The following is a 25,406-nucleotide window of genomic DNA, read 5'->3' as shown; positions in this document are numbered from 1 at the left end:
CTCAAGAAGACCTGCCGAAAACTCGGGATTTCCTTCTGGGACGACCTCAACGACCGCATCGGACAGGTCGGAGACATCCCGCCCTTGCCGGACATCGTGCGCGAACGGATCTTGGCCGCTGAGGCTGTGCCGTGAATTATTGAGAAGTTACGTTACATCGTCCTCAACCCGGTGCGGGCACGGATGTTCGAGCGACCTCAGGATTGGCCATGGAGCAGCTACTCGGCGACGGCGGGTGATGCGGCCTGCCCGAATTGGCTGCGCCGGGATTGGTTGCTATCGGCCTTCGGCTCGACTGAAGCGGCAGCTGTGGCCCACTATCGGCGCTTCGTCGCCGAGGGCATCGGCCAGCCCGGCCCTTGGGGGGCAGTTGAAGCAGCAGGTCTTTCTTGGATCGGACGCCTTCGTTGGCGAACTTAGCCGGCGCGTGCCGAAGGACCGGGACTTAAGCGAAGTCCCCCTCGCGCAGCGTCGGCCTGCCGCCAAGCCGCTGGCTGAGTATGTCAACCTGTACTCCGATCGAGACCAGGCCATTGCAGCGGCTTACGCGAGCGGCGGGTACACCCTGAAGCAAATCGGCGACCATTTTGGTCTGCACTACGCGCGGATCAGCCGTATCGTTCGCGCAGCCGAAGAGGCAAAAGGCAAGACCTGACACTGTCGCCCGTGACACTGTCGCCCGATGCCAAAATGAGACTCGCTTTCTCAAAGATCGACGAAGACGACTTGCTCGCGTGCTCAGAGCTCTATGTTGCCTGCTTTCGTGAGGCGCCTTGGGAGGAGGACTGGAGTATCGATGACGTCTTCGAGCGGCTGGGCGATTTTCTGTCTTGTCCCAAGTCGTTCGCGATCAAGGCGACTGAGCGCGGGCAACTGTGTGGGCTCCTGATTGGTGCGATCGAGCAGTGGAATGGGGCGCGCGTTTTCTGGCTGAAAGAGATCTGCGTCGCCAAAGAGGCTCAAAGACAGGGGATCGGGAGGCGACTGATGCGCGAGCTGGAGGACGCGCTCAGCGGTGAAGGCGTGTCTCGGATCTACCTCTTGACGCAACGAGACAGCGTGCCCTCGGGCTTCTATGGCTCGTTGGGGTTTTCGGAGAGCACGGGGATGATCCTGATGCGAAAGGCGCTGTAAGGGGGCCGATATGCGCGGCGGACTCGACCGACTCTTGGCGGGCGGAGCGTTGGCTGGTGTGAAGGTGGGCGCGCCCCTGCGTGTCGGGCGCTGGCGCGAGTCGGTTTGCTGGCGTTGCGTGCTTGGGTTGCGCCGTCTGTCACTGGCTCGAGGCAGGCGCCTGTTTCGCGGTCTCCCTGGCCGGATGTGTCGGAGCCAACGCCAGGGAGTGGCAGCCAAAGCTGCGTCGATGGTCTCGATCCTGTCTATCCTTCACTGAACCAGATCACTCGGCCCCTAGATCGCGGAGGACTGCCCGCTTGACCCAGTGGATACCCCTGCTCGGCGACCTTCGCCATTACCAGCCCGCTTGGCTCTCGCACGATCTGGTCGCCGGGCTGTCCGTCGCGGCGGTTCAGATCCCGACCGCGATCGCCTATGCGAATCTCGCGGGCTTTCCGCCCGAGGCCGGGCTCTACGCGAGCATGCTGCCGGTCTTCGTCTACGCGCTCTTCGGCTCGTCCCGGCAGCTCGTGGTTGGGCCGGACGCGGCGACCTGCGCCATGATCGCCGCGCTGCTGCTGCCCTTGGCCGGCGGCGACCTGGATCACTACCTGAGACTCTCGGCGGGGCTCGCGATCACGGCGGGGCTCATCATGGTCGTGGGTGGAACGACCCGGATGGGCTTCATCGTCAATTTTTTCGCCAGACCCATCCTGGTCGGTTTTCTGAACGGGATCGCCATCAGCATCATCGTGGGGCAGCTCGGCAAGCTGCTTGGGATCGCGATCGAGAATCGCGATGTCGGGCCGGCCATCGTCGAGCTGGTGCATCGGCTCGGCGAGGTCAATGTCTGGAGTCTTGCGCTGGGGCTCGGGACGCTGGCCCTCCTGATCGGCGCCAAGCGGTTCGCGCCTCGGGCGCCCGGTGCTCTGATTGCACTCGTCGCGGCGGGCGTGGCGGTCTATGGACTGGCGATGACCCGTCACGGGGTCCAGCTGATCGGCGAGGTGCCGTCCGGCCTGCCGGGGTTCGATCTGCCGCGGATCGGCTACGAGGGCTTTCAGGGCATTTTCATGGGGGCCATCGGTTTGGTGATCGTGAGCTTCACCAGCGGCATGCTGACCGCGCGCAGCTTCGCCGCCCGGCGCGGCGAGACCATCAATCCGGACCAGGAGATGCGCGCGATCGGCTTCGCCAATGTGGCCTCCGGCTTCTTCGGCGGTTTCGCCATCACGGGTGCCGACTCGCGCACGGCGGTCAACGACGCCAGTGGCGGGAAGACCCAGCTCGTCTCCGTCTTCGCCGCGCTGGCGACGGCGGTGGTGGCGCTCTTCCTCGCCGCGCCACTGAGCGCTTTGCCCGTTGCCGGGCTGGCCGCCGTGCTCATCTTCTCGGCTTGGGGCCTCTTGGATCTGGCCGCCTATCGGCAGCTGTGGCGGATCGATAGGTTCGAGCTCTGGCTGGCGGGCCTGACGACGCTCGGGGTGCTGACCATCGGCGTGCTGCCTGGAGTCGTCATCGCGATTCTGCTGGCCCTGATCAACGTGCTCATGCGCATCTATCGCCCGCAGGACACCTTGCTCGGCGTGGTTCCGGGTCTGGACGGCTACAACGACCTGGCGTTCTCTCCGGAGGCCAAGCCGGTTCCCGGCATCATCATCTACAGATTCGACGCCCCCTTGCTCTTCTTCAACGCGGAGCATTTCAAATCCCGCTTGCTGTCGCTGGTGGAGCAGACGACACTTCGGCCGACCTGGGTGGTGCTGAGCACGGAGAGCATCACGCAGCTGGATTCGACGGGGGCGCAGGCGCTCAAGGACATCCATGGACAGCTCAAGGCGCGTGGCGTCGGCTTGGTGGTCGCGCGGCCCAAGCTCTACATGCGCAAGTACGGCCAAGCCATGCGGCTGGGTGAGACGATCGGACAGGAAAATATCTTCTTCTCCATCCGCGCGGCCGTGGAAGCGGTCATGCGGCGGCAAGGGCGGGGCAGAGATGCGGGGGCGGATGCATGAAGCTCTTCCAATCGATTTTCGGTAAGCAGGATCTGGTAGGGACCAGCTACCCGGATTGGCTCGTCGAGGCGGCCATCGAGCGGGCGGTCGAGGCCACCGACCCCCGGATCAAATTCGTCTCCAGGTTTCAGAAGCGGCTGCGCGCCCCGGTCATTCGCGCGATCGACCATGTCGTGGCTCTGGTGGACGCCATCCCCGAGCCGGTCGCGGCGGGGCCGACCGACTATTCTCAGACGCCCTGCTTGGGGGCGGTTTTCGCGTCGTCGAAGGGGATGCTGGAAGCCTTGGGCCGTGATGCGGAGCTGCATGACTACCTCGGGGGACCCGGTGCCGGAGCAGGGCGCATCACGGCACTCTTGCTGGCCGAGCTGCAGGAGCGGAAGGGGCTGGGTGTGGAGCTGGTAAACGACAGCATCCAGCGCGAGGTCGCCCAGGTCAGGGTGACCTTCTCGGCGCACCGCCTGCTCGACCCCGCCGACGATGAGATGGAGACGCGTCGTCTCCTCAAGCGGCGGGCCTTCGACCATCTGCTGACCCTCGCCTTGAAGCGCATTGCCAGCGCCAAGGTGGAGCGCGCCGATCTCAAGCGGCAGCGCGATCTGCTGCGCCGCAAGCTGGATACTCTGGAAAGCGGCGGCTGGAGCTTCGACGCGCCCGAGGCCGAGCATCCGACACGCGCTGCGCTCGAGGCCGAGCTGGATGGCATCAGTGCCCAGCTCGGCGCACTGGGCGCGGAGTCGAGCCTGCTCGAGTCGCACCTCGCGATTTTGATCGAGACACTGGAGCAGGCTAGCAGCCAGCTCTGGAGCTCCGAGATCGAGCTCTTCCTGGACCCGATGAATATTCAGCGGGCGCCGGATCACCCCAGCGCCCGGCGCATCCTTCTTCGGCAGCTGCACAATGTCTTGGGCCGTCGTGTCGTCATGCTGCCGCTGAGCTTCTCACCGCGCGATCTGCCGCCGCGGGAGGACTTCGCGCGGGCGGCGGAGCGGTATCTGTACTGAGGTTGTCTTGAGCCGCCAAGGCGCGAAGATGCTTGAGGGCGAGTCGACTAATTCCCCGCCGGGCCGGCCTGTGTCGTCGCTGCCTGTGCCCAGGGCCGGATGGCGACGGCGGAGACGCTGTTCTTGGGCGAGCCCTCGATGACGCGGTCGCTGTAGCTCAGATAGACCAGCGCATTGCGCGGGGCGTCGTAGAAGCGCACGACCTGAAGGCTCTTGAAGACGAGCGAGGTGCGTTTCTTGAAGACCTCGTCGCCGTTGCGCTTGCCCGAGCGAACGTCGTCCGGGAGCTGGATGGGGCCGATCTGGGTGCACTCGATGGAGGCGTCCGAGGTGTCTTCGGCAACGCCGATGGCGCCCGAGACGCCACCCGTCTTGGCGCGGCTGAGATAGCAGACCACGCCCGGCACGTCCTCATCGTGAAAGGCCTCGATGACGATCTTGTCGTTCGGGCCCATCCATTTGAACTTGGTGGAGACGCTGCCGATCTCCTCGGCGAGCGTGGCGATCGAGAACGCGGCGAGTGCCGATGCAAGTAGAAGGTGGCGCATCATCTGATCTCTCCTCATCGTCCAATGAGCGGTGTTGCTCCAGGGTTTGGCTAGCCCTGCCCGAAGAGTCGGTCGGATTCCGCACGGCTGCGGGTCAGGGCGTCCTCCATGGAGACACCGATGAACCAATTTCCCGTCACGCCAAGCCGTGATCCCGCGAGTGCGGCGTCCAGCTTGGCGACGCGCTCGCCATGGCCGCTGCGCAGGGCCGGCAAGCGGTTGGAGACGCGCGCCTGCGCAGTGATGCGGTCCGGGCGGATGCCGAGGGTGGTGCAAGCCCGCTCGATCTGAGCTTCAGGGCTAAGCGTCCCGGGCTTGAAGTGGAAGGCGAAGCCGCGATAGCGGGCGTCCGGCAGGAAGTCGCGGGACACGGCGGAGTAGAAGGCGTCTTCCACGGCGATCAGGCCGGCCATGGGGGGGACGTCCAGATCGGACTTGTCGAAGGCCAGCACGAAGGTTTCGATCTCCGACATCCCGATGCCCGAGATGGCGTCGCGCGCCGCTTCGAGGTCTGCCGGCATGAGCTGGGTCGCGACATCTGGGGGCACCGCGAGCGTGACGGCATCCGCAGACAGCTCCGAGCCGTCCTGGAGCCGCACACTGAAGCCTGTGTCCTGAGGCTGGATCTCGGCGATCTGCTGTCCCGTGCGGACCTCCAGCCCGTCTTGCGCGGCGATGGCCCTCGGGATGGTGGAGATGCCCTCGGCGAAGGTGAATGCCTTGATGACGTCTTTGCGGCGCGGCTTGCGCCGGAACAGCGCCTCGGCCGGATAGTCGTCCGCCGGCTGGCAGATCACGGCCTGGAAGGCGTGTCGCAGCAGGTCTTGGTAGTTGCGTCGCCCCAGCACTTCACCATAGTAGTCGCGCACGCTGCGGCCTTCCTTGGGCGCCTTGAAGATGCGCGGGATGGCGCCGGCTGCCTCGAAGAAGTGCAGCTGCGAGGTGATCTTGCGGCGCTTGCCGTCTTTCCAGAGCGAGTAGCCGACCTTCAATTTCGGCTGGACCTGGCGGGTGAGTCCCAGGTCGTCGAGGATGGTCAGCATGTTGCCGTAGCTGTTGAAGCAGGTGTGTCCGCCTGCTTCGGTCCAGAAACCGCCGAGGTCCGCGAAGGCTTGGCTGTTGATGCAGCCGCCGATGCGGTCGCTGGACTCCAGGACCAGCGTCTTGCGGCCGCGACGGTTGGAGAAATGGGCGGCGCCGAGTCCGCTGATACCGGCGCCGATGACGATGTGGTCGAAGTCTTTGGGCATGGGGCGGCGTTGCTAGCGCGATTCGTCGTCCGGTGGAGCTTCCATTTTCTCCAGTGTCAGGTGACTGGTGTCGGGCGGATCGATGTTGGGGGGAGCCGGCTCGCAATCCTCCAGGGTCCATCCCGGACCGGGAACCAGGCTCAGATGGCTGATATCCAGCTCCAGCATCTTAACCTCCGGGGGCTCCTCGAGGAAGTCGCCCATTGGGGCCAGGCTGAGGTCGGATGTGGCTTTGGCCCCCTCGGTGGTCGGCTGCGCGCTGGGGTGATCCGCGCCGCCGGATTCCGGGCTGGAGCGCTTGGCCTCTCCAGCGGGGAGCACGTCGACGATCGCCCCGGTCTCGTCGAAGACACGTCGATAGCGGTCGGCGGTGTCGGCATCGACGTTACGCTTGATCAGGGCTGGCTTGCCCGAGAAGAGGCGATCCAGCCCTTTGTCATCGAGCTTGAAGAGGACGCGCAATTGCTCGCGCGTCCAGGCCGGATCGGCGCCCGGCTTCAAGGTGCCGCTGAAGCTGATGTCGAATCTGGCGTCTGACATAGGTGTCCGTCTCCAGACCCTGACCGGGGCGTCGGCTCAATCAGGGATTACAGGGGCTTGGATAGGCTGAAGGCGCCACGAATGTCTCCGACGCTGAATCCGCGTGCCTGATCCTCAGGGTAGAGCGCGTCGAGCTTCGCTGCGACCTCTTCGGTGATCTCCGAGCCATGACAGGCCAGACAAACTTCCTGAGTTGGGATGGCCTTCATGAATCGGAATTGTTCCCCGTCAGGACCCTCGACCACCTCGGCAAAGGCCATGGTCTTGACGTCCTCGCCGGCGGCCTTGCGCGACTCGAACGCTTCGAGCACGGCCGTCTCCCAGGCATCCGGGGTGCCCATCTCCGTGTTGCGAGTCTTGAGACTGACGCGGCTCACATCCCAGCCGGACGACTTCGAGAGCCCATTGGCGATGGCCGGTGCGCGCTTGTGGCAGACGCCGATCGCATGCTCCGGGCCGCCCGTCTTGATGGCGGACTTCAGCTCGGAGACGAGCTGGCCGCCGAACTGCTTGATGATGCCCTTGGCCTCTCCGACGTTGGGATTGACTGGCGCCTCATCCGCAGCCTTGAGGCTGCCGAAGGCGAACATCAGGCTGGCGGCGCTTGCGGTGATCAAGATGGCTGTCTTCACGGTCTGTTCTCCTGGTTTGTCGAAAATACGGAAAGGCGTTCTGGGTGAGCGTCTAAAACCGAGTATTCTGCCTGGATACTTGCTCGCGGCCTTTGATGAATCGCATGCCGTGGACATTTTTTGCGCGTCCCTCGAGCATGGGCCGCGCGCCCCTTTAGGACCGGGTCGCCAGCATCGCTAGAGGCGATAGGCCGACACCAGCTGCGCCAAGGACTCGGACACGCTCTTCAGGGTCGCGGCGGAGCTGAGGTTCTGCTTGGCCTTGTCGACCACATTGTTGCTGTGGGTCGAGATGGTCACGATGTTGCTGGTAATGCCCTCGGCCACGTCGGACTGCTGCTCGATCGCCAAGGCGATTTGCGCGTTCATGTCGCTGATCTGGGAGACGGATTCAAGGATCTCGTTCAGCGCCAGGCCGGCGCGGAGGATCTCGCTCGACGTCTCAGTCGTCTTCTGCTGACCATAGTCGGTTTTGGAGACCGAGCCCTCGATATCCTTCTGGATCTTCTGAATGATGTCCTGGATCTCGGTCGTGGAGTCCTGGGTGCGCTGCGCCAGGGTGCGCACCTCGTCGGCCACCACGGCGAAGCCGCGGCCGTGCTCGCCGGCGCGCGCCGCCTCGATCGCCGCGTTGAGGGCCAGCAGATTGGTTTGCTCCGAGATGCTGCTGATGACATCCACCACGGAGCCGATGCTGACCGCATTGCTCTCGAGCAGGCGGATGGATTCGGATGCTTCCACCATGACCCGCTGGAGCTCGGTCGTGGAGCGGACGGCTTCGTTGAAGCGCTCATGCCCGTCCAAGGCCTTGTCATTGGCGCTGGCGGCGACCGACGCGGCGTTTCGGGTATTCTCGGACACATCCATGATGGTCTGGGACATCTCGGTGATCGCGGTCGCGGCCTGCCCTGTCTGGCTGTGCTGAGAGGAGATCTCGCTCTCGGCGGCGCGGGCGATCTCGTCGAGCTGGCCCGAGACGGTCTTGATCTCTTGGGCGGCTCTGGAAACGTCGGCGGTCAGGGTCCCGAACTTGCGGATCATGTCGTTGAAGGCGGCGATGACCGGCGAGCTGCCGGTGTCTGGGATCTGGACGGTGAGGTCGTTGCTCTCGTCGATGCTGGAGACGGCGTCGACGAGCATCTCTGCGACGCGCTCGTCCCGCTTCATCAAGATGGCGTAGTAGATCAGGACGATGGCCTCGAAGACCACGAAGGCGGCGTGGAGGAAGGCGATGCTCCACGAGCAGCCGTAGTTGAAGAGCATGATCGGCATGCCGCCGACGCTGACGGCATTGAGCTGAAGGGCCGTGAGCGCGAGATGATGCACGGCGATCAGGGCCGCGGCGACGATAACAAGGACCCAGTTCTTGTAGATAAGCAGCAAGGCCAGGGCGACGAAGATGTGGAAGTGCATCTCGATCCGCCCGAGCTGGGTCTGGATCATGATGGCGGAGAGCGTCATGAGCAGGATGCCGGAGACCAGGCCGAAGGCGGCTGTGCCGCGCAGCAGAAGATAGGCCGCGACAGCGACGACGCCGACCAGGACGGAGGCGAAGATTGCGAAGCTCTGAGTGCCATAGCCCATGGGCAGCAGGAGCATGGTGACCGGCAGATGCCCGAGTAGGATCACCAGCAAAATCCTGTCGTAACGAAGGAGGCGCTCCCGGGCGCCATTGGATTGCGCCTTCCGAATCGCTGTTTTCATCAGGGTCGTGCTCTCAGTGGCCGTGATCATCCGAGGAGAGAATTTCTAGGTCGCCGAGCATTTGTTCCACATCGAGATTGACTCCGTTGTAGAGGGCTCTGATCTCGCCGTCGGGGTCGATTAGGCAGATCCAGCCGGGGGGGCGATGCGATATCCGGCTGCGTCCATCGCGGGCTCGGTGCTGAAGTAGGCGTGGTACCTGGCCGCGATGGCCTGAGCCTCTGCCACGTCCCGGGCGACGAGTCCCCTAAAGCTGGCTGCCCACGCCTCGAAATATTGCCTGATCTTTTCCGGCGTGTCCCTCGCCGGGTCCATGTCGAGGAAGAGAAAGCTGACCCACTCGTCCGAAATCCTTCGGCTCAGCATGTAAACCTAGATTCGGCAATTGGAACCGCAAAGGCGCGAAGGACACGAAGAAAAACAGAGGCTTGCATTGCTACGTCGCTTTAACCTCTGGGTGAGCGTCGCTTCGCAGACAAGGTGTTGAAATCCTTTGCGCTCTTTGTGCCCTTTGCGGTTCAACTGCCCTTTCTAAGGTAAAAGGTCAGGGATTGGGCGTGGCAGACCTGATCGCAGCTCAGATATCCGAACATGAGGTAGACGAGCTTGTCGCGGAAGTCCGCGATCGAGACACCTTGCCCCTTGGTGTCGCGCAGGCTGAAATCCGGCGCCGCGAGGTCCATGGGGCGCCCCTAGCGGTCGCGCTCCGCGAAGGGCGACTTGAGGACGGCCGTGAGTGCGAAGAGGCGGAGCGCGCTCGCGATCACCACGGCACGAGCGACAGCCTTGGCGAGCTGGTGCCTCGGCAAGGCGGCGGTCTTGGACTCCCTGGATGCTGTATCTCGCTGGGGATGAGCTGGACGCGCTGAGAGGAGGGCGGCGATGCCCGATCGGAGCCTCTATGCGGACGCATCAGCCGTTTCGAAATCCATGAGTATCCTTAGGGATTTGCGGTGATTCCTCGTACCCTGCTGCAAATCTGGAATATCCTTAGCCGAGCCATGGAGCGGTTGGCGAGGCGCGGAGGCGATGATGATGGAAGACCTATCTAGGAGCAGGGGCTGGTGGCTGACCTTCAGATGTCGCCCGGGGCCTCGACCCTGGTTTCGCTCAACCCGATGCTTAATTGCGTGCAAGCGTGGCGCACTCCATCAACGCTGGCACGGGATTCGGTGGACTTCGCACTCACTCGTCTACTTAGGTTTGGACCACTCTTAATAATGGCGTTGTCGAGCATTCTGTGCTCGGGAGCGCGCTACTCGGCGGTGTCCTCGCGTCTTCCCACGATGCTTCGATCAACGACACAATCGTGAGCCATACCAAGCTGCCCCTGCTCAAGACCGCGTCGCATGCCCTGGAGCGCGCCACGGATTCGCGGCTCGGTTTCTGGAAGCTCTTCACGCCGCTTGCGGCCGTCCCCCTCGTCGTTCTCCTGCTGTTCTACCACTGGATCGCCGGAGACGCCTTTCTACGCCTCGAAAGCCTGGAGTCGGCCTCGGTCGAGGCGCAGTCCGCCTCGGTGCGGCGGTTGTTGAGGGACGTGGTGGCCGACGTGCTCATCCTCGCCGAGGAGAACGAGCTGCTGGAATTCCTCGAGACGGGCGACCAGGCACGCCTGGAGGAGATCGCCAGCGAGCTGCTCGCGGTGAGCGGCCACACCCAAATCTACGACCAGGTCCGCTTCATCGACGCGAGCGGCCGTGAGGTCGTCCGCGTCAACTACAACGCTGGCCGGCCGGCCATCGTCCCGAAGGCCCAGCTCCAGGATAAGCGCGGCCGCTATTATTTCGAGGAGGCCATCGGCCTGGAGCGCGGCGAGGTCTATATCTCGGTGCTCGATCTCAACATCGAGCACGGCGCGATCGAGCAGCCGCTCAAGCCGATGATCCGAGTCGGTACGCCCGTCGTGGATCTCAATGGCCGCAAGCGCGGGATCGTCTTGGTGAACTATCTCGCCGAGGAGCTTCTGGACCTGCTGCGCAGCGTCGGAAGGATGTCGTCGGGTGAGGCCATGCTGCTCAATCGCGACGGCTATTGGCTGCTCGGCCCCGACCCGGACATGAGCTGGGGCTTCATGCTGCCCGACGGGCAGGACAAACGACTGGGTATCCAGGACCCGGCCGCCTGGTCACGGATGGTCCTGGCACCTGGGGGGCATTTCTATACGGATCTTGGCCTCTACACCTACCGCGCCTTCGATCTCGTCGCGGAGACCAGCCGCTTCATCGCTGCCAAGGTGAGCCCTGGTGAGGGCGTGGATGGGCGCGTCTGGTACCTCACGACACGGGTTCCGCAGCAGCTGATCGCCCGGCGGCATGCGGAGATCTTCGTGCCACTGGCGATCGTCGGCCTCGTGATCCTGGTGCTCCTTGCCGTGGGTGTGCGCTCGATGCTCTCCATCGTGCGCGAGCGGCGCAAATCCAACGAGCGTCTCGAGCGGCTAGCGCACCTGGATGCGCTGACCGGGATTGCGAATCGACGCGCCTTCGAGGAGGGCGTCGCCCGCGAGATGGCTCGGGCGGATCGTCACGGCCGCCGTTGCGCCTTGCTCATGATCGATCTCGATGGCTTCAAGGCCATCAATGATACCCAAGGCCATCAGGTCGGCGATCAGGTGCTGAAGGACGTGGCGAAGGCCCTGCGGGTGACCGTGCGGATGCGCTCGGAGGACTCGGTCGCCCGCTTCGGTGGCGATGAGTTCGCGGTTCTGCTCTGCGAGCTCCCGGATTCGGATACCGCGCGCGCTGTGGCCGAGAAGATCCGTGCCTGTCTCAGCCGGCTGCGCTGGCAGGGTCAATCGGTCAGCGCCAGTATCGGCGTCGCGCTCTACCCGGAGCATGGCGCTGCCATGTCGGTGCTCTTGCGTGCCGCCGACCTGGCGATGTATGCCGCAAAGCACGCCGGCAAGGATCGCGTTGCGCTCGCCGGGGAGCTTCAGCCGCCATCGGAATCAATGCCCGAAGTGACCCTGGAGGGCACGTCCAGTCGGTAGCTCGCTGCCCCGGGCGACCGCTTCGGGCGTGCCCTCGGCGACCACTTGCCCCCCAGCCTCGCCACCCTCAGGCCCCATGTCGATCAGCCAATCGGCCTCCGCGATGAGGTCGAGGTTGTGCTCGATCACCAGCACCGAGTGCCCGGCGTCGACCAGACGGTGCAGCACGGCGATGAGGCGCTCGACGTCGGCCATGTGGAGTCCGACCGTGGGCTCGTCCAGCACATAGAGCGTCGGCCGGCTGGTTGGTCCCTCGACGTTGGGCTTGGCCTTGGACAGCTCGGTGACCAGCTTGATGCGCTGGGCCTCGCCGCCGGAGAGGGTGGGGCTCGGTTGGCCGAGCGTCAGGTAGCCGAGGCCGACGTCCTGCAGCAGGCTCAGCGGGTGGTGGATGGCGCGGTGGGCGTTGAAGACCTCGACCGCCTCGTCGATGCCGAGCGCCAGTACCTGGCCGATATCCAGCCCCTTGTAGCGCACCTCGCGCGTCTCGCGGTCGAAACGGCTACCGCCGCAGACCTCGCAGGTCATGCGCACGTCCGGCAGGAAGCTCATCTCCAGCTTCTGGACACCCTGGCCCTCGCAGGCCGGGCAGCGGCCCTCCGCCGTGTTGAAGGAGAAGCGCGCCGGCGTCCAGCCGAGGATGCGCGCCTCCTGGGTGGCGGCGAAGCGCTTGCGGATGGCGTCCCAGAAGCCGACATAGGTCGCCGGGCAGGAGCGGGGCGTCTTGCCGATGGGGGTCTGGTCGACCTCCAGCACGCGGGTCAGGCCCTGCCAGCCGGCGAGCCCGGCGCAGCCCACCAGGTCCGCCTTGCGGGCGCGACTCCTGTTTGAGCCTTGGCCTGGCCGCTTGGCGGCCAGGAGATTGGCGAGCGTCTTGACCAGGACCTCGCGCACCAGGGTCGACTTGCCGGAGCCGGAGACGCCGGTGACGCAGACCAGCCGGCCGAGCGGCAGGCGCAGGTCCAGGCCCTTCAAGTTGTTGACCTCCGCGCCCCGAACGGCGAGCCAGTCGGCCTGGTCGTCGACCGGGCGGGGAGGGCGTGAGCGCGCGTGCGGCCGTCCGAGGAAGTGCCCCGTCAGCGAGGCCGGGTTGGCGACCAGCTCCTCCGCCGTGCCCTGGGCGATGATCGCGCCGCCGCGCACGCCGGCCCCGGGGCCCAGGTCGATGACGTGCTCGGCGCGGCGGATGGTCTCCTCGTCGTGCTCGACGACGACCACCGTGTTGCCCTTGCCCTCCAGCCGGCTCAGCGTCTGGAGCAGCAGGCGGTTGTCGCGCGGGTGCAGGCCGATGGTCGGCTCGTCGAGGATGTAGCAAACCCCCTGCAGATTGGAGCCGAGCTGGGCGGCAAGGCGGATGCGCTGGGCCTCGCCGCCGGAGAGGGTCGGCGCGCCCCGGTCGAGCGTGAGATAGCCGAGGCCGACCTCGGCGAGGAAGCGCAGGCGCTCGCGCACCTCGGCGAGCAGGTCCTGGGCGATGGCCTGCTCACGGGTCTCCAGCGCGAGCCGGTCGAGGAAGGCGGCGGCGCGCTCGACGGTCAGGGCCGAGAGATCGGCGATGGATGCGTCACGGAAGTGGACCGAGAGCGCCTCGGGATTGAGGCGCGCGCCCTGGCAGCTCGGGCAGGTCTGGGCGCCCTCGGCGTCCGCCTCCAGCCATTGCCCTTCCTCGCCCGTCTGCTCGGCGTCGAAGCCGCTCATGACCTGTCCGGCGCCGAAGCAGGTCGGGCACCAGCCGTGCTTGGAGTTGTAGCTGAAGAGGCGCGGGTCGGGCTCCGGAAATGCGCGGCCGCAGCCGTGGCAGGCGCGCTCGGTGGAGTAGTTGGTCTCGGCGCCCCAGAGGCCGTCGATCAGGCGTACCAAGCGGACCTGACCCTTGCCGAGCTCCAAGGCCTGGGCGAGCAGGTCGCGTAGCGCGGGCTCCTCAGCGGGCTCGACCCGGACGTCGCCCACCGGCAGGTCGATGGCGTGCTCGCGGAAGCGGTCGAGCTTGGGCCAGCGCGCGGTCTCGATCGGCTCGCCATCGACGCGCAGCAGGGGCCACCCCTTGCCGGCGGCCCAGGCGGCCAGCTCTTTGTAGAGCCCCTTGCGGGCCACGACCATGGGGGCCATGAGCGTGATCTGGGCGCCGGCATGGTCGCGCTGGATGCGGGCCAGGATGGCGTCTCGGGTCATGGGCTCGATGGGCACACCGCAGTCCGGGCAGTGCTGGATGCCGAGCTTGACGTAGAGCAGGCGCAGATAGTGATGGATCTCGGTCAGGGTGCCGACCGTGCTCTTGGCGCCGCCGCGGCTGGTGCGCTGCTCGATGGCGATGGTCGGCGGGATGCCGAAGATGGCGTCGACGTCCGCGCGCGCCGCCGGCTGGACGAACTGGCGCGCATAGGCGTTGAGGGATTCCAGATAGCGCCGCTGGCCCTCGTTGAAGAGGATGTCGAAGGCCAGGGTGCTCTTGCCGCTGCCGGAGACGCCGGTGATGACGGTCAGCTTGTCGCGCGGGATGCGGAGCGTCAGGTCCTTGAGGTTGTGCTCGCGGGCGTGGCGGATCTCGATGGCCTGGGTCGCGGCATAGGCCCCGGCGCTATCGGCGACGGCATTCAGCTCGGGTGCCTTCGTCGCCCGGTGCGTAGCATCCGCCTGCTCCGCGCGATAGCGCTTGAGCGCCTGGCCGGTGTGGCTGTCCGGGTGCGCGGCGACCTCATCCGGCGTCCCGCAGCAGACCAGCGCGCCGCCGGCGTCTCCCCCCTCTGGGCCGAGGTCGATCAGCCAGTCGGCGGCGGCGATCACGTCCAGGTTGTGCTCGATGACCAGCAGCGAGTGCCCGCGGTCGATCAGGTGCCGGAAGGCGGTCAGCAGCACGGCGATGTCGGCGAAGTGCAGCCCGGTGGTCGGCTCGTCGAGGAGGAAGAGCAGCCCGCCGCCCCGTGCCTTGTGGCGGGCGGACTTGGCGAGCTGTCCGGCGAGCTTGAGGCGCTGGGCCTCGCCGCCCGAGAGGGTCGGCACCGGCTGGCCAAGCCGCAGATAGCCCAGCCCGACCGCCTGCAGCGGCTCCAAGACCCGGCGCAGGTCCTTGTCATTGGCGAAGAAGGCCAGCGCCTCGGTCGCCGTCATCTCCAGCACATCGGCGATGGAGCAGGCGCGCGCGGCCTCGCTGCCGTCGGGGTGTCCGGCGATTTTCACCTCCAGCAGGCTGTCGCGGTAGCGCCGACCGTTGCAGTCCGGGCAGCGCAGATAGACGTCGGCGAGGAACTGCATCTCCAGGTGCTCGAAGCCGTTGCCGCCGCAGGTCGGGCAGCGCCCGTCGCCGCTGTTGAAGCTGAAGGTCCCGGCGGTGTAGCCGCGCTCCTTAGCGAGCGGCGTCTGGGCGAAGCGCTTGCGGATGACGTCGAAGGCGCCGACATAGCTCGCCGGGTTGGAGCGCGAGGTACGGCCGATGCTGGATTGGTCGAGCAGCATGACGTCCGCGATCTGCTCATGCCCTTCGATCGCCCCGTGGTCGCCAGACTGGCCCTCCGGATGCCCCTTGAGCTGACAGAGGGCGTTGTAGAGGACTTCCTGCACCAGGGTGGACTTGCCCGACCCGGAGACGCCCGTGACCACGACGAGCCGGTCGAGCGGGATGGCGACGTCCAGCGCCTTGAGGTTGTGCGCGCTGGCGGCTTGGATGTGCAGCCAGCGGCTGTCCTCATCCGGTGCCTGGGGCGGACGCGGCGGCGCGACCTGCTTGCGGCCGGCGAGATAGTCGCCGGTGAGCGAGGCCGTCGACCGGAGCAGGTCGTCTGGCGGCCCCTGGAAGACGACACGCCCGCCATGCTCGCCAGGTCCCGGGCCGATGTCGATGATGCGGTCGGCGGCGAGCATGACCTCAGGGTCGTGCTCCACCACCAGCAGCGAGTTGCCGCGATCGCGCAGCCGCTGCAGCACCTGGACGACCCGGCCCATGTCGCGCGGGTGCAGCCCGATGCTCGGCTCGTCCAGGACGAAGAGGGTATTGACCAGCGAGGTGCCGAGCGCGGTCGTCAGATTGATCCGCTGGACCTCGCCGCCCGAGAGGGTGCGGGACTGACGGTCGAGGGTGAGATAGCCGAGCCCGACCTGGCAGAGATAGCCGAGCCGGGCGCGGATCTCGGCGAGCAGCAGGTCCATCGCCTGATCCATGGCGCCGTCGAGCCGGAGCGCGTCGAAGAAGTCCCGACAGCGCGCGATCGGCAGGCAGAGCAGGTCGTGGATGTTGAGGCCGGGGAGGGCTTGCCAGGTCGCCTGGGGCATCTCGATCCGGGCATGGCGGAAGCGCAGTTCCGGCTCCAGCGCCGCGTCGGCGAGCGGCTTGGAGCCGACGCGCCAGTTCAGGCTCGTATCCTTCAGCCGCGCCCCATCGCAGGCCGGGCAGCCGTCATAGCTGCGGTAGCGCGAGAGCAGCACCCGCACATGCATCTTGTAGCTGCGTCCCTCCAGCCAGGCGAAGAAGCGGCGCATCCCATACCAGACGCCGTCGTCCCAGTCGCCGTCGCCTTCGATGACCCAGGCGCGGTCGGCATCCGTGAGGTCGCGCCAAGGAACGTCGGTCGGGATGCCGCGCCTGTGGGCGAAACGCATCAGGTCCTCCTGGACCTCGGCATAGGTGTCGGTCTGGAGCGGCTTGATGGCGCCTTCGATCAGCGACTTGGAGACGTCCGGCACCACCAGCGACCAGTCGATGCCGATGGTGCGGCCGAAACCGCGGCAGCTGTCGCAGGCGCCAGAGGGCGAGTTGAAGGAGAAGAGATTGGGCGTCGGCTCCGCGTAGGAAATGTCGCACTCGGCGCAGTGCAGGTCCGAGGAGAAGCGCCAGGGCGCGCCCGGCTGCTTGTCCGCATCCAGCGGGTAGACCAGGGCGCGGCCGTGGCCTTTGCTCAAGGCGGTCTCCAGCGCCTCGACGGTGCGGCCGCGGTTCTCCGCTGTCAGGCGAATGCGGTCCTGAATCACCTCGATCCGCTCGGCGGTTTCGCTCAGGAGGCGGATATAGCCCTGCTGGGCCAGCATCTCCTTGACGGACACCAGCCCAAGGGACTCGGGCACCGCGACCGGGAAGACGATCAGCAGGCGCGGGGCCTCAGTGCCCGCCTCGGCCAGCAGCGTCTCCCAGATCCCCTCCGGCGTGTCCCGCCGCACGGGTCGGCCGCAGCCTTGGCAGAAGAGCTGCGCCGCCCGCGCGAACAGCAGCTTCAGGTGGTCGTTCAGCTCCGTCATGGTCCCGACCGTCGAGCGCGAGGTGCGCACCGGATTGGTCTGGTCGATGGCGATGGCCGGCGGAATGCCCTCGATGCGGTCGGCAGCGGGGCGATCCATGCGGTCGAGGAACTGGCGCGCATAGGGCGAGAAGGTCTCGACATAGCGCCGTTGCCCCTCGGCGTAGAGGGTGTCGAAGGCCAGCGAGGACTTACCCGAGCCAGAGACGCCCGTCACCACGATCAGCTCGCCGAGGGGGAGGTCCAGATCCAGGTTCTTGAGGTTGTTCTGACGGACGCCGCGGAGGCGGATGTGGTCATTCAAGTGGGCGGGGCTCGTGCGGCTGCATTGGGTCGGAGCTCGATTGTAGACCAGGTGTCACACTCTCGACGGCGAGGTGCGCATCGGCGCACAGTATCGCGGCTGTCTGGAGCAGCTGCCGAGCGAGGCGACCGACGCGTCAAGCATAACGGTTGAGGTCGGCACCCTGTAGGGCAGGCTCTCAACCACATCGGTGAGCCGCGCCCCGGCCGCCCCTGATCGCGTCCGCCCGGTAAGCGTCCGGCGAACGACCGGATTGATCCATCCCGTTTTGCACCACCGCGCCCTGACGCAGCGCGGCCTTGAGGGCCGCCGCGATCGGTGCGAGCGGGCTCTGCAGCTGCATTAGCAGCCCGGCCATGGTTTGGCGGCTTAGCGTGATGCCCTCGCGGGCGAAGATCTTCTCCTGGCGATACAGCGGCAGGGCGTCGACGAACTTGGCGCTGACGAGGGAGGCCAGCAGTGAGCTGTGGCCGAGCGACTTGGGGATGATCTGCGCTGGGCGCGGGGCGATCTTCACCCCAGCCCCCGCCCCTGCGACCGTCTCATCGCGGGGCAAGTACTTGGCGCGCTTGTAGGTGATGACGTAGAGCTGGCGCGGCAGCACCGCGAGCTGCTCGGAGCTGTCATAGCCGAGAAGCCCCAATCCTCGCCCATCGCCCCCTTCTCCGCCTCGGGCAGATCAAGGATGCGCTCGACGTTGGGCAAGGACTGGGCAGTGGGTGGCGCACCGACTTGCGCTTGGGCGGCCTGGGCGTCGGCTCAGACGCCTTCGGCTGCCTCTCGAGGGCTTGCGGTAGCTGCGCCTCAAGCTCCCCGATGAGTGCTTCGAGCTCGCTCTCGTCGAACAGGCTCAGCTGGGTGTCGGGCACGCGATCGGCACTGCGCCCGAAGCGCTTGCGCCGTAACAGCTCGATATACTCGAGCAACTGGTCGATGCGCTGCCCTTGGGTGTCACCCTCCCGGGTCGCTTTGGCCAGCTCCTCGCTCAAGGCGGCGACTTTTGCGCTCAGCGCCTTTGTCGTCCGCATTGATCGGACGCTCCATGACTACGTCCAGCTCGGCTTTACACGCGAGCGAGCCGAAGCACGTCGCGCCCAGGCGAAAGCGCTGAGCGGTGAAATGAGCCAGGCCGATCACCTCTTAAGACCTCGGGCATGAGCAGGCGCAGACCCCAGAGGAGCTTGCGCGACGGTTCGGGCGCTCTTCGACCCTCAGGAGAGGATCGCCGAGGAGGCGGCCTTGTCCGAGTGCCTGTGCGCGCATCTGGCCAAGGCGAAGCGACTCACCGACGCACTGTTCGCCCCGTTGGTGTTCTTCTTCATGACGGTGACGTGCGGGGGGCGGGTAACCGTCGTCCCTACCGCGCCCTGCCATGTGATCGCTGGCGAGTGTGACCAGGCCGATCGTCTGTTCTCCGAACGCTTTACGCCGCTCTCCAATGCGACCGTGACAGCGATCCACCGGATCGAGACGGATCTCAAGTCTTAAGCTACGTCCGGTAGGCAGCGGCTTGTTTGGAGAACAGGGTCAAAACTCGTTCGTATGACAGGGGGGCACGCCAGCGGTCGGTAACGACGCCTGGCGTGCCGGGTGCCTCTATGGTCGCTCCAGTCTGCAGCGCATCAATGTTGTTTCGTCGGTGCGACGAACACCGGATTTGGTGCTTTGTAGCGTGTCTCCTCCAACTCCAAACCGAGTTCCGTGGAGATCCACCAAAGCTCACGCCCGCCGCCACGAAATTCGAGGCGCATGTCGTCTGTATCGTTCGTGATCGCCTCCGGCCAGTCGATGAGGGCATCTGTTTCCGTGACCGTGTCGCGCACCCTTAGACTGACCGCGCCATCGATATCTGTTTCACGCCAAGCCAGATAACGTCCATCGTCGCTGATCCGTGCGCAACAGGCCGAAACCGTGAGTGCGTCGAGCGGAGTTTCTTGTCTTTCGGTTCCGGTCGCCAACTCGAGCAGATGAATCTGGCGCTTGCCATCTAGATCGGGACGGTCGAACCCGATGAGGTTTGCGCGCGCGTCGATCGCTGGCCGTTCGGCCTCGGAGGGTATCTGCGCAAAACCAGAGGTTACCAGTGACTCACGAAGCCCGGTATCGATGTCCTGCAGGTAAAGTCCGGGTCCGTCTTCGAGATTGCGGGCCTCGGAGCGAAATACGACCTTAGCCGCTTCTGATGCCAATTCGAGCTGACTAACATCGCCGTCAGCAGGTTCACCTCCCGCGACTTCCGACAATCGACTGATCATCCCCGTATCCAAATCCAGCGAATAGAGATGCTGGGCGCCGTTCTGCTCGCCGGCCACCAGGTCGGTTGCACGAGACAAGAACAGAAGTCGATGGCCATGCGTGTCGAGGCGGGGGCTATGGCTATCGCCGTTAGCCGCTGTTCCTCTGAACGAACGGGTCAGAAGGAAAAAGTGCTCCGTCGAGGCGTCGTAATAGTAGATATCACGTCCAACATTCGTGTCTTCAGGTAGAAGACTTGTACTCGTGACAAAGATGGGCGCCGTTGTCGCCTGTTCATCCATGGCGCGCTCTGCTCGTATCGCAGCGACTGATCGCGTCGGTAGGCGTTGTTGGATCGAGTCGCTTCCCACTCCCTCCAAGACGACATTCGAGTGGTCGGGCACCAAGTCGAGCGCATCGCTCGACGGTTTGGGTGGTAACCAGGGATCAGCCTCGCCGGGTGGAAGATTGTCTATCGACAGGTTGGCGCTCATCGACGCGAGGGTTGGCCAGCCATCGGAGATGCAATTCTGCTGACATGGCTCAATGACACCGTTGTTGATATCGAACACATGCCAGTATAGGCCCATCTCGCCTGGTGGATAGTACTCGTGTGTCGTATCGCCAATCGTCAGCGATACGACCGCACCGGATGTCGCGATCGACTCCGAACCGGCATAGTGATGAACGACGTAACGATAGACTCGTGCGCTGCCTAGTGGGTCGATCGTAATGGTTTCTGGGCCATAGCCACTCGTGACATCGATATCGAGCAAGGCATCCTCACTCGCTGGACTCGAATAGTAGACCTCGTAATCCTGAGTGCCGCTGGTGTAGCGGCGGAGATGGGAGTCGAGATCGCTTGGGTTCTCTCCCCAGCGCAAGGTGATGCGAGCTTCCGAGGCGCCCAATAGGGGGCTGACGAAGCGTCTGAATGTCTCGTTTCCGAGAACCTGAATCTCTGCATTCGCCTTGCCGTAGCCGGTGGCCTGAATCTCTGCAGTATACAATCCATTAGGAAGCGAATCGAAACGAGCCAATCCATCGGTCTCAGTTTGCGCTATCTCCACAACCGTGGGGTCATCGTCAGTCGTGAATCCGACGATCAGTCCCACTGTGGCGCCTGAGATGACCTGATTGTTGGTGGCATCATGGACCTCTACCGCAACATCGCTAACGGACCTCTCTCCAAGCGTGATGTTCTGCAAGCGAGTCGACTCGGGGTCATTCTCTTCGACTTTGAAGTCGTAACGCACCGGTTGCAGGGACCCATCGGGAACGGAATAGGTCACCCTGTAATCGCCGATAGCTAGATCGTCGATCTCGATCTCGAAAGAGGGATTGTCCGATGCGCTTGAAGTTGTTTGTGCCGTGACAGAAACATTTGATTCGCAGGGATTCTGTGAAGAGTAACGCGATTGCTTTAGTGGGTACCAAGATTGGGTTGTGGGTTCATATGCTTCTAGGCCCATATTGAGCCAGGCGAGGCAGCGCGTAACTTGTGAGCCGATATTGACTCTTTGCTCCACTCTTTTCGCATCGAATAACAGCGTATCCCTTGATACCGCCCGTATAGCGTCGAGAGCGACATGTTCGCTATTCGAATAGACCACTACTTTTGATGGTCCTTGCAATTCCACACGCCGGTCTTCTTCGTTGCTTGGCTCTAAAAGGTACCAGCCGCTGTATCCGTCGATTATATCTAGGCGTCTTGTATTGATCTTCAAGGGAACGTCTGGCAGTCGAGTTCCAGTCTGATCGAGTCGCTGTAGCTCGATCTCAAGGTCGCCGGTAGCCTGGCTCACTTGCGCTCCTTCGGCAAGCCGAAGCATTAAGAAATACTGGCCCGAAAGTGTTAGAGAAAACTGTGCCGTTTCACTAGGAGACAAAATCACCTGTGTCCCGCCTAGCGGTGCAAGGAATCCAGGAATCGTTCCTGTCTGGCAGGGAGATGTGGCGCAGGGCTCTGCAGCTCCCTCGCCGAAATACCTCGCTCCGTAGTAGGGGAAAGAAAAGATGGAGAGAAAGGACTCTTCCGCCGGTTCTGATGATTCGAAAGTAGAGAAGACGGGTGAAACAAACGTCTGTCCATTGAGGATGTCGCAACCCGCCGATGGGGCCAAATAGAAATTATCCCGGATACTGAAGTTTGTCATTCGATGGTCTTCGTGTCCTAGGTGATCGATCCAGATCTTTGAGAACCTTGTGTCGACATTATCGACCTGAAGTCTCAACGTCGATTGAGCTTCGATTCGGTAGACGCCTTCTTGCCGTGGGTTTCCGGTGATTTGAGAGCCATCTTTCAAGTAGCACTCGGGGTCATCTGGATTCATGACTCCAGAAACATAGATCTCATGGCGACCGCCGGAGTGCGCGCCAAGGATCTGTTGGCCTAGATAACTGGAAATCGGGGAAGAGGCAAAGTGGCTATGAATTGTTGCCCATAAATCTGTAGGATCAATGAATCCCAATTGCTTCATGGCTTCAGGTTTAATATAGCGAGAGCTTCCGTTTAGTTTCGCGATAACTCTTCCCCAGCCGAAACTGGTGAATGCGATTGGGCTGCAATTTTCATCTGATTGATCGAGAGTGAATCCTGATATATCGTTTCCAGTCAAACAGGCGCGCAAATTAGGGTATCCGAATTGCCTTTCAAGTACAGATGGCTGAAGGGTTCCTGGTTTGTCTGAGGATAGGTACTGATACTTAGGGCTCGTCAGTCCATATCCGCTCAATATTGTCAGGTGAAGGTGAGAGTTTACGCCGACGGTCTCTCTCCAATCCATGCTATAGATCTCCCCGATTTTTTCGCCTTGATCTACTTTGCTGCCAAAAGCGAGGTCTTCGACGGGGCTGGTGTGGCCATAATATGCGTAATAAGTAGAGCCAGCGCAGTTGTGCTTTATTCCAATGACGCTGTCCCATTTTGAATTGGTGGGGTTTAGTAATCGTGCGCCGTTAAAATGGTTATCGCTCGTGGTATCTGCGGTTCTATTGAAGATCACGATGCCGTCACAGATGGCTAGGACGTCTTCGCCGGCTGTATCGGTGCTGGAAGTGGAGTTTTCCACCATGGAAAAGTCGCCGCCAGTGTGATTTTTAGAGAATCTTTGATAGTATTCTTTATTTGCAAACTCTGGCTCGATCGTTTTGTATTTGAAGGGTTTTTTGGCAACGGTTGAAAGTGGTCTCAAGAACAGGCTGAGATCCCGAGCCCATGCCGAATATGTTTGCGCTATGGCAAGGTGTGACGCTTCTCTATCATTGGTTGTCGATAGGGAGACTTCTTCGTTGCTTATTCGTGTGTTTGTCAGTTGGAAATAAACTAGTCCATTGATAACTTCGGCGGGTGTTAGCGCATGACCCTCCGCACTGTCGTTGATCCACCAGCGATAGCTCCAAGGGTCGTCAATGCCGAGTTGCGCATAGCGGATACCAATGCGGATCGGTAGATTGAAGTCGATTCCGCCGCTAATACTCAGTACCGGTCGGCCTAAGCTGGTGACTGCGTCGCCGTTCAATTCGGTGACCGTTAACTCGGTGTCTTGGTTTAGTGCAAAGGCGGGAATGTCGATGATCGTGCGCCCTTGACTCATAGTGAGCCCGGTGCGCGCATCGATACGTTCGGAGAAAACCGTGCTCTGCTCGAGTGTAACCAAGGGGATGGCGACGACGGAGTACGTGTCGTCGTTGAGGAAGCGAAGATAGCAAGTCTGGTTACTGGCCGGAGATCCGGACTGAAAGCGTATTTCGTTGAGTTGAAGTACATCGCATGACGAACTCTGCTCTCCTTCGAAAGTTCCAAGGGGTAAGGTATTAAGCGTGAATGGCATTCCTGCCGCGACGGATTGATTATCAGGCCACTCGCCGGGGGAGTCTGCTGCAATCCGATCAGGCGTAAGGTGGGTTGTGATCAGGTTATATAGTTCTGTGTTTTCCGGTCGCTGGACGCCTTCATAGAAGTAGTCGGCGGTGTCCTGTGCGAGATCGCGTAATAAACCGGCATATGAGCTGTCCTCGCGGACGCGTCCTGCCGTAAAATTGTCCTGGACGAAGAAGAAAAAATTGTCTTCGGAGACGCCGCCGAGCACCTCGCGATACCAGCGGTAGGCTTCGATTTCTGGGGAGAAATGAATGTTGCTCCAGGTGTTGGGATCATCCGGTCGAACGGACTGCATCATTGTTCGATCATCATGCTCAGCGACCAGACGCAGGTCATCAATTTCGCCATGAGGCCCATAGCCGACTGTGATGGCTATTGGTAGGCGAAAGCTACCGTCGGCAGCGGCCGTTGTCGAACCAAGCGTGGTCTCTCCATAATACGCAGTTACCGTAATGGCTCCGAAGCTGGCCTCACCGAACAGGATCTGGCCTTGCAATGTGCCCTCAGTCTCTGCACCCAGCAGGGGGGCGAGCAATCCGGGGATACGATCGATACCAACTTGGTCGTCGTTCTCGCCGCCATCAACATCGACCAGAACATCCCGCCCGGCTTGACGGAGATAGAGCTGATCGTCGGGCGGGAGCAACGTGTAGACGATGCCATTCATGGTCTGATAGTCGGCGAATGCCAGAGCTACTCGGACCCGATTGGCAAAGCGGGCCATGTCTGCCGTTGCATCGGGGTTGGCCCAGCCGCCGTTGATCAGTGCGATGATCATTTGATTGCGCTGCACGCGGCCCGCGGCGAGCTCCTCGCGCCAATAGGCGAGGCCATCGGCATCCGGCACGCGATTGAAGATATTCTGGTAGAGCGCTTGGATCAGTGTGTCGTTGTCCTGGCCGGGTGGGTATTGCTCCTGGACCAGCGGTTGATCGAAGAAGCTCTGGGCGACCGTGGTCGGGGTCCATTCGGCACGGGTCTCGATGTTGCCGACCCAATAATTCAGTCCCTCTGCATCCGGCGCATAACCCATGGTAGCGAGGTAGATTTCGGTGATCTGCCAGCGGTTGTCCCGCTCTTGCCCATATGCAGGACGAATTGGCAAGACACACAGGAGGCACAGGAGGCACAGGAGGCACAGGGCCCAGATGAGTCTGTCAGGTGTGGCAGCGAGACCGATGACGGCCGGAGGGGCGTGAAATCCGTGAGACATGTCGGATAATCCTTAAGAGATGGTAGGGGTTTATGGAATGCTATCGCTCTGCTTTAAGCGATGGCCGACGATGCGTAAACGAAGTGGCGCCGGATTGAGGTCCGTCTTCCAGGAGTGTGCTCGCTTTCAGTGTGCGCGCGGTGGCGCTCGACGGCCTCAGCATGCACGGAGCGCTCGATCTCGCGTCGCGTGCCTTTGGCACTCAGGCATTGCTCTCGCAGGGCGCAGTCGGCACAGGCCTTCGCCTTGCTTCGGTAGCGCTGACGCACGGTGCCGTTGCGCGTGGCGGGCTTGCCGACGGGGTTGAGGCGCTGCCCGCCGGGGCAGTGATAGCCGTCGTGCTCGGCATCGTAGTGGAAGGCGCTGATCGCGCGCACCGGATTGTCCGCGCTGACGTAATCCTCCACGCTAGGCGGCAACAGCGTCAGCTGCGCGCGTGCCGGCCCGCACTTGTAGCGCCGTCCCCGCCCGTTGGCCGGCTTCGCCCTGCGCGGGCCTGCACTCGCTTCGGGTGGGCACAGCGCGAACGCCTCCGGCGTCTCGATCTGCTCAGCGCTCTGCGACATCGACACCCCTCATCGACTCGGTTTATCTCTCAGCCGGTAGTTTACCAATCATGCCCTATTGATCTCGTGCGGCGCGGGATACTTTCACAGTCTCGTTGGCAGTGAGTGCGGTCAGCGAATTTGATGGTTACACGATCGGGCTAGCTGATGGAAGTCAGCGCTGAGCGGCGTGTTGGTCG

At 63.3% G+C, this 25,406-nt stretch carries 16 protein-coding genes and 1 pseudogene; 6 read left to right on the top strand and 11 right to left on the bottom strand.

Annotated elements, in window-relative coordinates; translation table 11 throughout:
* Positions 1-370: 370 nt before the first annotated feature.
* The 4 genes from G3446_RS28235 to G3446_RS20705 all read left to right on the top strand — a co-directional run bounded on the left by G3446_RS28235 (position 371) and on the right by G3446_RS20705 (position 4,135).
* Positions 371-655: a hypothetical protein gene (locus G3446_RS28235; protein WP_245232637.1), complete on the top strand. Its 285-nt coding sequence runs from the start codon at positions 371-373 to the stop codon at positions 653-655.
* Between the two features lie 35 nt (positions 656-690).
* Entirely contained in the window at positions 691-1,134 is a 444-nt protein-coding gene (locus G3446_RS20715; protein WP_164454857.1) for a GNAT family N-acetyltransferase, read from the top strand.
* Positions 1,135-1,433: 299 nt separating this feature from the next.
* On the top strand, positions 1,434-3,131 hold the full coding sequence (locus G3446_RS20710) for a SulP family inorganic anion transporter (RefSeq protein WP_164454855.1): 1,698 nt from the start codon (positions 1,434-1,436) through the stop codon (positions 3,129-3,131).
* Positions 3,128-4,135 (top strand): coiled-coil domain-containing protein, encoded by a 1,008-nt coding sequence (locus G3446_RS20705; protein WP_164454853.1) that lies wholly within the window; start codon positions 3,128-3,130, stop codon positions 4,133-4,135. Before G3446_RS20710 ends, G3446_RS20705 begins: the two co-directional genes overlap by 4 nt.
* Before the next feature lie 47 nt (positions 4,136-4,182).
* Here G3446_RS20705 and G3446_RS20700 read toward each other — a convergent pair whose 3' ends face one another.
* From G3446_RS20700 to G3446_RS20670, 7 genes are all read right to left on the bottom strand, one after another.
* Positions 4,183-4,683, bottom strand: coding sequence for a CreA family protein (locus G3446_RS20700; RefSeq protein ID WP_164454862.1), 501 nt, complete (start codon positions 4,681-4,683; stop codon positions 4,183-4,185).
* A 50-nt stretch (positions 4,684-4,733) separates the two neighbouring features.
* Complete coding sequence (locus G3446_RS20695) at positions 4,734-5,933, bottom strand: protoporphyrinogen/coproporphyrinogen oxidase (RefSeq protein WP_164454851.1); 1,200 nt, start codon at positions 5,931-5,933, stop codon at positions 4,734-4,736.
* Between the two features lie 12 nt (positions 5,934-5,945).
* Positions 5,946-6,473, bottom strand: a complete 528-nt coding sequence (locus G3446_RS20690; protein ID WP_164454849.1) for a hypothetical protein — start codon at positions 6,471-6,473, stop codon at positions 5,946-5,948.
* A 47-nt stretch (positions 6,474-6,520) separates the two neighbouring features.
* Positions 6,521-7,105 carry a Tll0287-like domain-containing protein gene (locus tag G3446_RS20685; RefSeq protein ID WP_342450170.1) on the bottom strand — a complete coding sequence of 195 codons (585 nt, stop codon included), beginning with the start codon at positions 7,103-7,105 and terminating at the stop codon, positions 6,521-6,523.
* A gap of 177 nt (positions 7,106-7,282) precedes the next feature.
* Complete coding sequence (locus G3446_RS20680; protein ID WP_164454847.1) at positions 7,283-8,809, bottom strand: methyl-accepting chemotaxis protein; 1,527 nt, start codon at positions 8,807-8,809, stop codon at positions 7,283-7,285.
* Positions 8,810-8,929: 120 nt separating this feature from the next.
* A complete protein-coding gene (locus tag G3446_RS20675; RefSeq protein WP_164454845.1) occupies positions 8,930-9,175 on the bottom strand; it encodes an SCO family protein in 246 nt (81 codons plus the stop codon).
* Positions 9,176-9,327: 152 nt separating this feature from the next.
* The gene (locus G3446_RS20670) at positions 9,328-9,492 is read right to left on the bottom strand and encodes an SCO family protein (RefSeq protein WP_164454842.1); all 165 of its coding nucleotides are present in this window, start codon (positions 9,490-9,492) and stop codon (positions 9,328-9,330) included.
* Positions 9,493-10,118: 626 nt separating this feature from the next.
* Here G3446_RS20670 and G3446_RS29000 point away from each other — a divergent pair.
* Positions 10,119-11,801: a diguanylate cyclase gene (locus G3446_RS29000; RefSeq protein ID WP_164454840.1), complete on the top strand. Its 1,683-nt coding sequence runs from the start codon at positions 10,119-10,121 to the stop codon at positions 11,799-11,801.
* On the opposite strand, the gene uvrA is transcribed toward G3446_RS29000, so the two are convergent.
* Entirely contained in the window at positions 11,760-17,330 is a 5,571-nt protein-coding gene (gene uvrA / locus G3446_RS20660; RefSeq protein WP_164454838.1) for an excinuclease ABC subunit UvrA, read from the bottom strand. The genes G3446_RS29000 and uvrA overlap by 42 nt on opposite strands.
* Before the next feature lie 280 nt (positions 17,331-17,610).
* Positions 17,611-18,358: pseudogene (locus tag G3446_RS29240) on the bottom strand (transposase); the annotation flags it as partial.
* A gap of 211 nt (positions 18,359-18,569) precedes the next feature.
* Here G3446_RS29240 and G3446_RS20650 point away from each other — a divergent pair.
* Positions 18,570-18,818, top strand: coding sequence for a hypothetical protein (locus G3446_RS20650; protein WP_164454836.1), 249 nt, complete (start codon positions 18,570-18,572; stop codon positions 18,816-18,818).
* 134 nt (positions 18,819-18,952) lie between these two features.
* On the opposite strand, the gene G3446_RS20645 is transcribed toward G3446_RS20650, so the two are convergent.
* Both G3446_RS20645 and G3446_RS20640 read right to left on the bottom strand, forming a co-directional pair.
* Positions 18,953-24,661 carry a DUF4214 domain-containing protein gene (locus G3446_RS20645; RefSeq protein ID WP_164454834.1) on the bottom strand — a complete coding sequence of 1,903 codons (5,709 nt, stop codon included), beginning with the start codon at positions 24,659-24,661 and terminating at the stop codon, positions 18,953-18,955.
* Between the two features lie 53 nt (positions 24,662-24,714).
* On the bottom strand, positions 24,715-25,227 hold the full coding sequence (locus G3446_RS20640; RefSeq protein WP_164454832.1) for a transposase: 513 nt from the start codon (positions 25,225-25,227) through the stop codon (positions 24,715-24,717).
* Between the last annotated feature and the right edge of the window lie 179 nt (positions 25,228-25,406).

Source organism: Thiorhodococcus minor (assembly GCF_010820565.1).
Lineage (GTDB): Bacteria > Pseudomonadota > Gammaproteobacteria > Chromatiales > Chromatiaceae > Thiorhodococcus > Thiorhodococcus minor.
This window is presented reverse-complemented; position numbering and strand designations above follow the sequence as displayed.

Bases quoted from the DNA above. Each gene is read 5' to 3' on its own strand.
- G3446_RS20705 (WP_164454853.1), top strand. From the start codon at position 3,128: ATGAAGCTCTTCCAATCGATTTTCGGTAAGCAGGATCTGGTAGGGACC.
- G3446_RS20715 (WP_164454857.1), top strand. From the start codon at position 691: ATGAGACTCGCTTTCTCAAAGATCGACGAAGACGACTTGCTCGCGTGC.
- G3446_RS20670 (WP_164454842.1), bottom strand. From the start codon at position 9,492: ATGGACCTCGCGGCGCCGGATTTCAGCCTGCGCGACACCAAGGGGCAA.
- G3446_RS20690 (WP_164454849.1), bottom strand. From the start codon at position 6,473: ATGTCAGACGCCAGATTCGACATCAGCTTCAGCGGCACCTTGAAGCCG.
- G3446_RS20680 (WP_164454847.1), bottom strand. From the start codon at position 8,809: ATGAAAACAGCGATTCGGAAGGCGCAATCCAATGGCGCCCGGGAGCGC.
- G3446_RS20645 (WP_164454834.1), bottom strand. From the start codon at position 24,661: ATGTCTCACGGATTTCACGCCCCTCCGGCCGTCATCGGTCTCGCTGCC.
- G3446_RS20700 (WP_164454862.1), bottom strand. From the start codon at position 4,683: ATGCGCCACCTTCTACTTGCATCGGCACTCGCCGCGTTCTCGATCGCC.
- G3446_RS20675 (WP_164454845.1), bottom strand. From the start codon at position 9,175: ATGCTGAGCCGAAGGATTTCGGACGAGTGGGTCAGCTTTCTCTTCCTC.
- G3446_RS20695 (WP_164454851.1), bottom strand. From the start codon at position 5,933: ATGCCCAAAGACTTCGACCACATCGTCATCGGCGCCGGTATCAGCGGA.
- G3446_RS20640 (WP_164454832.1), bottom strand. From the start codon at position 25,227: ATGTCGCAGAGCGCTGAGCAGATCGAGACGCCGGAGGCGTTCGCGCTG.